At 72.5% G+C, this 8,758-nt stretch carries 9 protein-coding genes; 5 read left to right on the top strand and 4 right to left on the bottom strand.

Annotated features, from left to right (window positions below; genetic code table 11):
• The 5 genes from CCN56_RS16375 to CCN56_RS16355 all read left to right on the top strand — a co-directional run.
• Positions 1-789 (top strand): NAD(P)/FAD-dependent oxidoreductase (locus tag CCN56_RS16375; RefSeq protein WP_143664530.1); only part of this gene is annotated, 789 nt, incomplete at its 5' end.
• A 43-nt stretch (positions 790-832) separates the two neighbouring features.
• On the top strand, positions 833-1,198 hold the full coding sequence (locus tag CCN56_RS16370; RefSeq protein WP_086827592.1) for an Rv2175c family DNA-binding protein: 366 nt from the start codon (positions 833-835) through the stop codon (positions 1,196-1,198).
• Positions 1,199-1,322: 124 nt separating this feature from the next.
• Positions 1,323-1,976, top strand: a complete 654-nt coding sequence (gene thiE / locus CCN56_RS16365; RefSeq protein ID WP_086827590.1) for a thiamine phosphate synthase — start codon at positions 1,323-1,325, stop codon at positions 1,974-1,976.
• A 107-nt stretch (positions 1,977-2,083) separates the two neighbouring features.
• Positions 2,084-3,001: a methylenetetrahydrofolate reductase [NAD(P)H] gene (metF, locus tag CCN56_RS16360; RefSeq protein ID WP_086827588.1), complete on the top strand. Its 918-nt coding sequence runs from the start codon at positions 2,084-2,086 to the stop codon at positions 2,999-3,001.
• Positions 3,002-3,056: 55 nt separating this feature from the next.
• Positions 3,057-3,899: a hypothetical protein gene (locus CCN56_RS16355; RefSeq protein ID WP_086827586.1), complete on the top strand. Its 843-nt coding sequence runs from the start codon at positions 3,057-3,059 to the stop codon at positions 3,897-3,899.
• Positions 3,900-3,902: 3 nt separating this feature from the next.
• Here CCN56_RS16355 and CCN56_RS16350 read toward each other — a convergent pair whose 3' ends face one another.
• The 4 genes from CCN56_RS16350 to CCN56_RS16335 form a co-directional block, all read right to left on the bottom strand.
• Complete coding sequence (locus CCN56_RS16350) at positions 3,903-5,336, bottom strand: NAD(P)/FAD-dependent oxidoreductase (RefSeq protein WP_086827585.1); 1,434 nt, start codon at positions 5,334-5,336, stop codon at positions 3,903-3,905.
• 55 nt (positions 5,337-5,391) lie between these two features.
• Positions 5,392-6,039, bottom strand: a complete 648-nt coding sequence (locus tag CCN56_RS16345) for a DUF4126 domain-containing protein (protein WP_086827583.1) — start codon at positions 6,037-6,039, stop codon at positions 5,392-5,394.
• Between the two features lie 123 nt (positions 6,040-6,162).
• Entirely contained in the window at positions 6,163-6,771 is a 609-nt protein-coding gene (locus CCN56_RS16340) for a TetR/AcrR family transcriptional regulator (RefSeq protein ID WP_086827580.1), read from the bottom strand.
• A 19-nt stretch (positions 6,772-6,790) separates the two neighbouring features.
• On the bottom strand, positions 6,791-8,758 hold a 1,968-nt coding region (locus CCN56_RS16335), incomplete at its 5' end, for a YhgE/Pip family protein (RefSeq protein WP_107484164.1).

The following is an 8,758-nucleotide window of genomic DNA, read 5'->3' as shown; positions in this document are numbered from 1 at the left end:
TCCGTCGTGGTCGTCGGCGCAGGCTGGATCGGCGCCGAGTTCGCCACCGCCGCGCGCGAGGCGGGCTGCGCCGTCACGGTCGTCGAGGCCGCCGACCGCCCCCTCGCCGGAGCCCTGCCCGCCGAGGTCACCGCCCCCATGGCCGAGTGGTACGGGGCGAACGGCGCCGAACTCCTCACCCACGCGCGCGTGGACACCGTCGAGCCCGGCGCACCGGGCCGCGTCGTCCTCGCGGACGGCCGCGAACTGCCCGCCGACGCCGTCGTCGTCGGCATCGGCGCCCGCCCCGCCACCGGCTGGCTCACCGGCTCCGGCATCACCCTCGACCCGAGCGGCGCCGTCACCGCCGACGACCGGCTGCGCACCTCGCTGCCCGACGTGTACGCCGTCGGCGACTGCGCCTCCTTCCCCTCCGCCCGCTACGGCGAGCGGCTCCTCGTCCACCACTGGGACAACGCGCTCCAGGGGCCCCGCGCGGTCGCCGCGGCGATCACCGGGGCCGCCGACGCGCCCTACGACCCGGTGCCGTACTTCTGGTCCGAGCAGTTCGGCCGCTTCGTCCAGTACGCGGGACACCACGCGGCCGCCGACGAGCTGCTGTGGCGCGGCGACCCGGCCGACGAGGCCTGGTCCGTGCTCTGGCTGCGCGCCGGAGTGCCGGTGGCCCTCCTCGCGGTCGGCCGCCCCCGCGACCTGGCCCAGGGCCGCAAGCTCATCGAGGCCGCCGTCCCCGTCGACCCGGAGCGCGCCGCGGACCCGTCCGTCCCCCTGAAGGCGGCAGTCCGGTAGGGCCCGACTACCGGCTGTCAGTCCGGGATGGCAGGCTTGTCCCGTGACCGAGATTGACGTAAAGATCGATGCGCTCGTCCCCGCCTGGCTCTACGTGCCCGACATCGCGGAGGCGCTCGGCATCGACGTGCTGCGTGTGCGACAGCTGATCAAGGAAGGCCAGCTCATCGCCGTGCGCCGCGGCGAGAACAGGTCCCTTCAGGTCCCCGCCGCCTTCATCCAGGGCGACAAGATCGTCAAGGGTCTCGTCGGGCTCCTGACCGTGCTGCGGGACGACGGCTTCACCGACGAGGAGATGCTGGAGTGGCTCTTCACTCCGGACGAGAGCCTGCCGGGCACGCCCGCCCAGGCGCTCAACGAGAACCGCGGCACGGAGGTGAAGCGCCGCGCCCAGGCGCTCGCCCTCTGACGCCCGCGCTGACGTACGGCTGACGTACACACGCACCGAAGACACCACCCGCGGGTGTCGCGGCGCCCGGCCCCCTCACGGGCCGGGCGCCGCGACACCGGCGCACGAACGGGGGAACCCACCCATGTCCACGCCTCGTGAGCGGCTCGCCGACGCCCGGCTCTACCTGTGCACCGACGCCCGGAAGCGCCAGGGCGACCTGTCGGCCTTCCTCGACGCCGTGCTCTCCTCCGGCGTGGACATCGTGCAGCTGCGCGACAAGGGCATGGAGGCCGGTGAGGAGCTGGAGCACCTCGCCGTCTTCGCCGAGGCCGCCCGCCGGCACGGCAAGCTCCTCGCGGTGAACGACCGGGCCGACGTCGCCCACGCCATCGGCTCCGACGTCCTCCACCTCGGCCAGGGCGACCTGCCCGTGCCCGCCGCCCGCGCGATCCTCGGCGGGGAGGTGCTGATCGGCCGTTCCTGCCACGCCGAGACCGAGGTCGCCGCGGCCGCCGCCGAGCCGGGCGTGGACTACTTCTGCACCGGTCCTTGCTGGCCCACCCCCACCAAGCCCGGACGGTACGCGCCGGGACTCGACCTCGTGCGGTACGCGGCGGGTCTGGCCCAGGACCGGCCCTGGTTCGCCATCGGCGGCATCGACGAGACCAACCTCGACGAGGTCCTGGACGCGGGCGCCCGCCGGATCGTCGTCGTCCGCGCCATCACCGAGGCCGCCGACCCGGCCGCCGCGACGGCCGCCCTCGCCAAGCGGGTCCGCGAGCGCGCCGAAGCCTGAGGAACGGAGGACGCCCACCGGCGGCGCGTTCCGACAGTTGTCCGAAAAGTTGTCCAACACTCGGACGGCGTTCACGCGGTTCCCTGGACCGCGTCTAACCTGCCCGTATGGCCCTTGGTACCGCTTCCGTCCGATCGGACCGCGCACGCACCGTGCGCGAGATCCTCGCGTCCGGCGAGACGTCGTACTCCTTCGAGTTCTACGCGCCCCGGACCGAGAAGGGCGAGCAGGTCCTCTGGAACGCCATGCGCCGGGTCGAGGCGGTCGGCCCCAGCTTCGTCTCCGTGACCTACGGCGCCGGCGGCTCCACCCGCGGCGGCACCGTCAAGGCCACCCAGAAGATCGCCTCCGACACCACGCTCACCCCGGTCGCCCACCTCACGGCCGTCGACCACTCGGTCGCCGAGCTGCGCAACGTCCTCGGCCAGTACGCCGACGCCGGCATCCGCAACATGCTCGCGCTGCGCGGCGACCCGGCGGGCGACCCGCTGGGGGAGTGGATCGAGCACCCGGAGGGCGTGAAGTACGCCGCCGACCTCGTCCGGCTGATCAAGGAGTCGGGAGACTTCTGCGTCGGCGTCGCCGCCTTCCCGGAGATGCATCCCCGCTCCCTCGACTGGGACACGGACATCCGGCACTTCGTGGACAAGTGCCGCGCGGGCGCCGACTATGCGATCACCCAGATGTTCTTCGACCCGGAGAACTACCTGCGGCTCCGCGACAGCGTGGAGAAGGCGGGCTGCGAGACCCCGATCATCCCCGAGGTCATGCCCGTCGTGAACGTGAAGACGCTCGACCGGCTGCCCCAGCTGAGCAACGCCGTCTTCCCCGCGGATGTGAAAGAGCGCATCCTCGCCGTCAAGGACGATGCCGCCGCTGTACGCTCCATCGGTATCGAGTTCGCGACGGAGTTCTGCGCGCGTCTGCTCTCCGAGGGTGTCCCCGGACTGCACTTCATCACGCTCAACAGCTCCACCGCGACGCTCGAGATCTACGAGAATCTCGGACTGCACCAGCAGTCGTGACCGGTCGTACCCGCCCCTGACCCGCGGCGGTGACCGTGGAGAGGGGCGGCGGGGCATGGGGTGGACGGTCCTCTACATCGCGTTCGGCGTGGTCGCACTGTGGCTGCTGGGGGAGGTGCTCCTCCAGTACAAGGCGCGGCTGCGCTGGCGCCTGCTCGCCTTCGGCGGCTTCCTCGGCGTGGTCCTGGGCGTCCTGCTGCCCTCCGTCTTCGTCATCATCGCCGGGGCCGTCGCCTTCGCCGTCGGCCAGACCTATGTGACGCTCTCCTTCCGCCGCGGCTTCTCCACCGGCTGGGCGATCGGCGGCAGCCCGGGCGCGAGCCGCCGCCGCAGGGCCGCCGTGCCGGCCGAGGCCGGCCCCACCCTCGAGGTCACCGAGCTCTCGTACGACACCGTGGACTCCGCGTATGACACGGAGGACGGGCACGACGTCCACCGGGAGACGGCCGCCGAGACGACGGCGGTCTACGAGCCGCAGCCGATGCCCGAGGACACCGGCCAGTACGGGGTCTACGAGACCGCCGGCCAGGGCACCGGAGCAGCCGGGTACGGGACGGGGTACGACCCCTACGCGTCCGCGTACCAGCAGCCCGGCTACGAGCAGACCTCCTACGAGCAGCCCGGCTACGAGCAGCAGCCGGGCTACGACTACGGCGCCGCCGCCGGACAGCAGCAGTACGCCGCGTACTCCGACCCGTACATCGGCCCGAGCACCGACGGCCAGCAGTACGGCTCGTACTACAACGACCCCTACGCCCCCTCGTACACCTACGACACCCCGCCCGGCGGCGTCTGGGTCCCGCAGCAGCGCGACACCGAGCACGCCCCGCAGCAGCCGCAGGCCCCGTACGGCTACGAGCAGCCGCACCCGGACGACCAGCAGCAGTACCGCTACTAGGACCTACTGGGAGCCGCGGAAGTCCGCGCCCTCCACGATGAGCCCGGCCACCAGCGCGCCCGACATGCCCGCGTGGGCGAGTCCGCCGCCCGGGTGCGACCAGCCGCCCGCGAAGTACAGGCCGGGGACGGGGGAGACGTTCGCCGCCGGGAGGTACGTCCCCCGGGCGTCCGCGAGCGCGGGGGGCGGGATCTCGGCGGCCCCGGTGGCGGCCCGGACGTGCTCCGGCGTGCGGACCTCGCGCCAGAGCAGCCGCTCGGCGAGACCCGGCACCGCGCGGGCGGCGGCCTCGGTCATCCGGTCGGCGAGCTCGGTCCAGTCCTCCTCGGGCGCGAGCTCCAGCATCGCCGAGACCGTCACCGACTCGTGCTCCGCGTCGGGCCGCAGCTCCGGGTCGTCGGGCCGCAGCACGGTCACCGTGGGCCGGTCCCCGTCCCCGTGGACGACCGTGCGGTGCACGGCCCCCTCTTCACGGGCCCCGCGCAGGGCCAGCAGGACCGTCAGACGGCCGGTGGACCCGTGCGCGAAGGGCGGCCACTCGTCGCTGTGCTCCCACGGCAGGACCTGCTCGCGGTAGAGGGACGGCACCGGCGCGCCCGCCACCACGTGGTCCGCCTCCACCGTCCCGCCGGAGGCGAGCCGGATTCCGACGGCCCGGCCGGCCTCGGTCAGCACCTCGTCCACGGGCGCGTCGAAGACGAACTCCACGCGCCGCTCCCGGCACCGCTCGTACACCGCGTCCGCGAGCGCCCGGATGCCACCCGCCGTGTACCAACTGCCGAAGGTCTGCTCCATGTACGGCAGGACGGCGGCGGACGCCGGGGCGGCCCAGTGCGGGACGCCGTACGCCTCCGCGTAGGAATCCAGGAGCGCGACCAGGCGGGCGTCGCGCAGCTCTCGCAGGCCCACCTGGGCGAGGGTCGTCGTCGGGCGGCGCAGGAAGCCCGCCTTGAGCGCCGGGTACGGCTCGCGGGCGAGAGCCTTGCGGTCGGCCGGCTGCGGTTCCTCCAGGAGCGGGCGCCTGGTCCGGTCCCAGGTCTCGCGGGCCCGGGTCAGGAAGTCGCCCCAGCGCTCGCCCGCGCCCGCGCCGAGCGCCGCGTCGAGGGCGTCGACCGTGCCGGCCCGGGAGGCGTTCGGCAGGTCGACGCGGGTGCCGTCGGCGAAGACGTGACGGGCCGCCGGATCGACCTGCGTCAGCGTGACGCACTCCTCCAGGGGCTTCTTCCCGGTCTTCACGAACAGGTCCCGGTAGACGGCCGGCAGGTGCAGCAGCCCGGGGCCGGTGTCGAAGGCGAAGCCGTCGCGCTCGAAGCGGCCGACCGCGCCGCCGTACGTCGACGTCCTCTCGTACACCGTCACCGTGTGTCCGGCGACCGCAAGGCGGGCCGCCGCCGCCATGGCGCCGAGTCCCGCGCCGATTACCACAATCCGTGCCATGCGGACGAGCCTATCCGGCGCCTCCGACCCCGTCGGAGGGCAGGCCGGGGGCCGGTCAGAAGTGGTCCGAGCCGTCGTCCGGCGGGGCGTGGACCCGCGGGCGGGCACCCGGGACCCTCAGTCGTTTCTCCTCCCGCCGCCGGGACCAGCGCCGCCAGCCGCGGCGGATCTGCTTGGCCAGGAAGATCACTACCGCCAGGCCCGCCAGGAGCAGGACGGCCGCGATGGACGCCGCCGCCACGGGATGGAAGACGGCGAAGGTGACGATCACCGCCACCCCGAGGTCCTCCGCCAGGCTCAGCGCGATGTTCGAGAACGGCTCGGGCGAGGTGTTGACCGCCATCCTCGTCCCCGCCTTGACGAAGTGACTGAGCAAGGCCGTCGAACCGCCGACCGCACCCGCCGCCAGCTCCGGCAGCGAACCGTTCTGCCCGGCGAGCAGGGCGCCGACCACGGCCCCCGCGATCGGCCGGATCACCGTGTGGACGGAGTCCCATATCGAGTCGACGTACGGAATCTTGTCCGCCACCGCCTCGCACAGGAACAGCACGCCCGCCACGACGAGGACATCGGTGCGCTGCAGGGACGCGGGCACCTCGTCGGTCAGCCCGGTCGCGCCGAGGACGCCGAACAGCAGGACCACCGCGTACGCGTTGATCCCGCTCGCCCAGCCGCTGGTGAACACCAGGGGGAGTACCGACACGCCCGCGATCGTAACCAGGACTGAGTATCCGTACCTAGAGGGCGAGATGAGTAGGTGTGCGGATGGGGCCGGCACCGGCCTTTCGTGCGTCTGCCGCACCGGCCTTTCGTGCCCGCGTCTGCTTCAGCGGCCGCCCACGCGCCCGTGCAGCAGCCGCGAGAGCGCCGCGTGCACGTCGTCGAGCGAACGCTCGCTCTGGAAGGCCTGCCAGTCGAGCGCCGCCACGAGCACCATCCCGACCAGCGCCGACGCCGTCAGCTGTACGTCGATCTCGTCGCTCAGCTCGCCGGCCGCCACACCCTCGCGCAGGACGTCCTCCACCACCGCGACGGCTTCCTGACGGACCACCAGGAGGGTCGAGTTCCAGGCGCGTCCGGTGCGCCAGAGCTCGGCCACGTACAGCTGGGTGAAGGCCGGGTAGCGGTCGATGAAGACGAGGCCCGCCCGGATCATCGCGTCCAGCGCGTCGACCCGGCTCCCACCGCGCTCGGCGGTCTCCTCGGCCGCCGAGCGCAGGGAGGCGGCGAGCAGCGACACCCCGTGGCGCAGCAGCTCCTCGAAGAGCTCGGTCTTGCTCTTGAAGTTGTAGTAGACCGTGCCCTTGGCCACGCCGGCCCGCTCGGCGATCTCGTCGACCGTCGTCGCGGAGAAGCCCTGCTCCGCGATGAGGGTGACGGCCGCCTCGTAGAGCTTCGTGCGCGTGGCCCGGCGTCGGGTGCTGCTGCTGTCCATGGCGTCGATTCTCACAGGTTCAGAGCGACAGTTCGGGGTGGAGCCGGTCGAGCGTCCACACCTGCTTCTTGCGCGCCGAGACAGCGGTCAGGGCCAGGGCGCCGACGGTGAAGGCGGCCAGGACCGCGCAGGCCTGCCAGACCGGTCCGAGACCGCCGCCGGTGATCAGCCGGCGCAGCGCCTCGACCACGTAGCTCATCGGCAGGAACGGGTGGACGGCGTTGAAGAAGGCCGGGCTGGTCTGGACGGGGTACGTGCCGCCCGCCGAGGTCAGCTGGAGCATCAGGAACGCGAGCACCAGGATCCGGCCCGCCGCGCCGAAGCGGGCGTTGAGCCACTGGATGATCGCGGCGAAGCAGCAGGTGACCAGGGCGAGGAAGCCGATCGTGCCGGCGGCCCGGGCCATCTGGAGGCCGAGGCCCCAGTGCAGGACCGACATCAGGGCCGCGACCTGGAGGACGCCGATCGCCGCGACCGGGAGCCAGCCCGCGAGCGCGATCCGCCAGGCGGAGCCGCCCGCGGCGAGGGCGCGCCGGTTCAACGGCTGGATGATCATGTACGCGACCATCGCGCCGACCCAGAGGGAGAGCGGGATGAAGTACGGGGCGAAGCCGGTGCCGTAGTTGGGCGCCTTGTGCAGGGACTGGGAGGCCAGCTTCACCGGGTCGGCCATGACCTCCGTGCGCCGGTCGCGGTCCTGCCGGTCGTAGTCCGGGATCTGGTCGACGCCGTCCTTCAGGCCGGTGGCGAGGGTGCCCGAGCCGTCGGCCAGCTTGAACAGACCGCCGTCCAGGGCGCCCGCGCCCTTCTTCAGCTTGCCGACACCGGTGTCGAGGCTGACCGAACCGGTCTTGGCCGCGGTGATGCCGGTGTGCAGCTGGTCCGCGCCCGTCGCTACCTTCTGCGCGCCCGCGTTGAGCTGGTTGATCTTCCTGATGGCGTCCTCGACGTCCTCGTCGAGGTGCGGGGCGCGGGCGGCCAGCTCGTCGGCCTGCTTCTTGAGCTTGACCAGGCGCGCGTCCAGGGTCTTCAGGTTGTCGCTGTTGTCCTTGGTCAGCTCGTGCACGTCGTCGGCGATCGTGGCCACGTCGCCGGCGGTGACCGAGGCCTTCTTGAGCTTCTCGCAGATCTTCGGGTCGAGCGGGGGAGCGGTGGCGGGGGCGTCGACGCAGACCTCGCGGTGGAGCCGGGCGAGATCGTCGTCGGCCCTGTGGGCGGCGGTGCGGACCTGGGGCGCGTGCTCCACCAGGTCGGCGAGGTTGTGGCGGGCGGCCGTGGCCGAGTCGGAGACGAGCCGGGCGGTGTCGCGGATCGACTTGCCGTTGTTCGCCAGGTACGGGCGGACCTTGTCCGCCGTGCCGTTCACCTTGTCGGCGAGGCTCTGCGTGCCGTTCGCGACCTTGCGGGAGCCGTTCTCCAGGTCCTTGGCGCCCTTGTCGAGCTTCTTCAGGCCGGCGGCCAGGTCGCCGCTGCCGGTCTTGGCGTCCGTGAGGCCGTCCGACAGGCTCTTGGAGCCCTTCTTCGCCTTGTCCACGCCCTGCTTGAGGTCGGCCGCGCCCTTGGCTGCCTTCGCGGTGGCGTCGTGGATGTCGGAGAAGGAGATGAAGATCTTGTCGAGGAAGCCGCGCGAGGACTTCGTGGAGGCCGCGCTGCGCACCTCGGCGAAGACCGTCCGGGAGATCGAGCCGACGATGTAGTTGTTGGCGTCGTTCGTCCGCACCTGGAGCGCACCGGTCTCGGGGGAGTCGCCGGAGCTGGAGGCGATGCGGGAGCTGAGGTTGCCGGGCATGGTCAGGGACAGGTAGTACGTCCCGTCCTCCACGCCCGCGCGTGCCTCGGCGTCGCTCACCCGGTGCCACTCGAAGGTGTCGCTCTTCAGGAGGCCCTCGGTGATGTCGTCACCGGCGTGGATCTCCTTGCCGCCGGCGGTGGCGCCCCGGTCCTCGTTGACGAGGGCGACGGGGATCTTGTCGAGCCTGCTGTACGG

It is taken from the genome of Streptomyces sp. NRRL B-24572, from assembly GCF_002156145.1.
In the GTDB taxonomy this organism is placed as follows: Bacteria; Actinomycetota; Actinomycetes; order Streptomycetales; family Streptomycetaceae; genus Streptomyces; species Streptomyces vietnamensis.
This window is presented reverse-complemented; position numbering and strand designations above follow the sequence as displayed.

Excerpts from the sequence above, each read along its gene's own strand:
- CCN56_RS16355 (WP_086827586.1), top strand. The coding sequence starts at position 3,057 with ATGGGGTGGACGGTCCTCTACATCGCGTTCGGCGTGGTCGCACTGTGG.
- CCN56_RS16340 (WP_086827580.1), bottom strand. The coding sequence starts at position 6,771 with ATGGACAGCAGCAGCACCCGACGCCGGGCCACGCGCACGAAGCTCTAC.
- thiE (WP_086827590.1), top strand. The coding sequence starts at position 1,323 with ATGTCCACGCCTCGTGAGCGGCTCGCCGACGCCCGGCTCTACCTGTGC.
- CCN56_RS16350 (WP_086827585.1), bottom strand. The coding sequence starts at position 5,336 with ATGGCACGGATTGTGGTAATCGGCGCGGGACTCGGCGCCATGGCGGCG.
- metF (WP_086827588.1), top strand. The coding sequence starts at position 2,084 with ATGGCCCTTGGTACCGCTTCCGTCCGATCGGACCGCGCACGCACCGTG.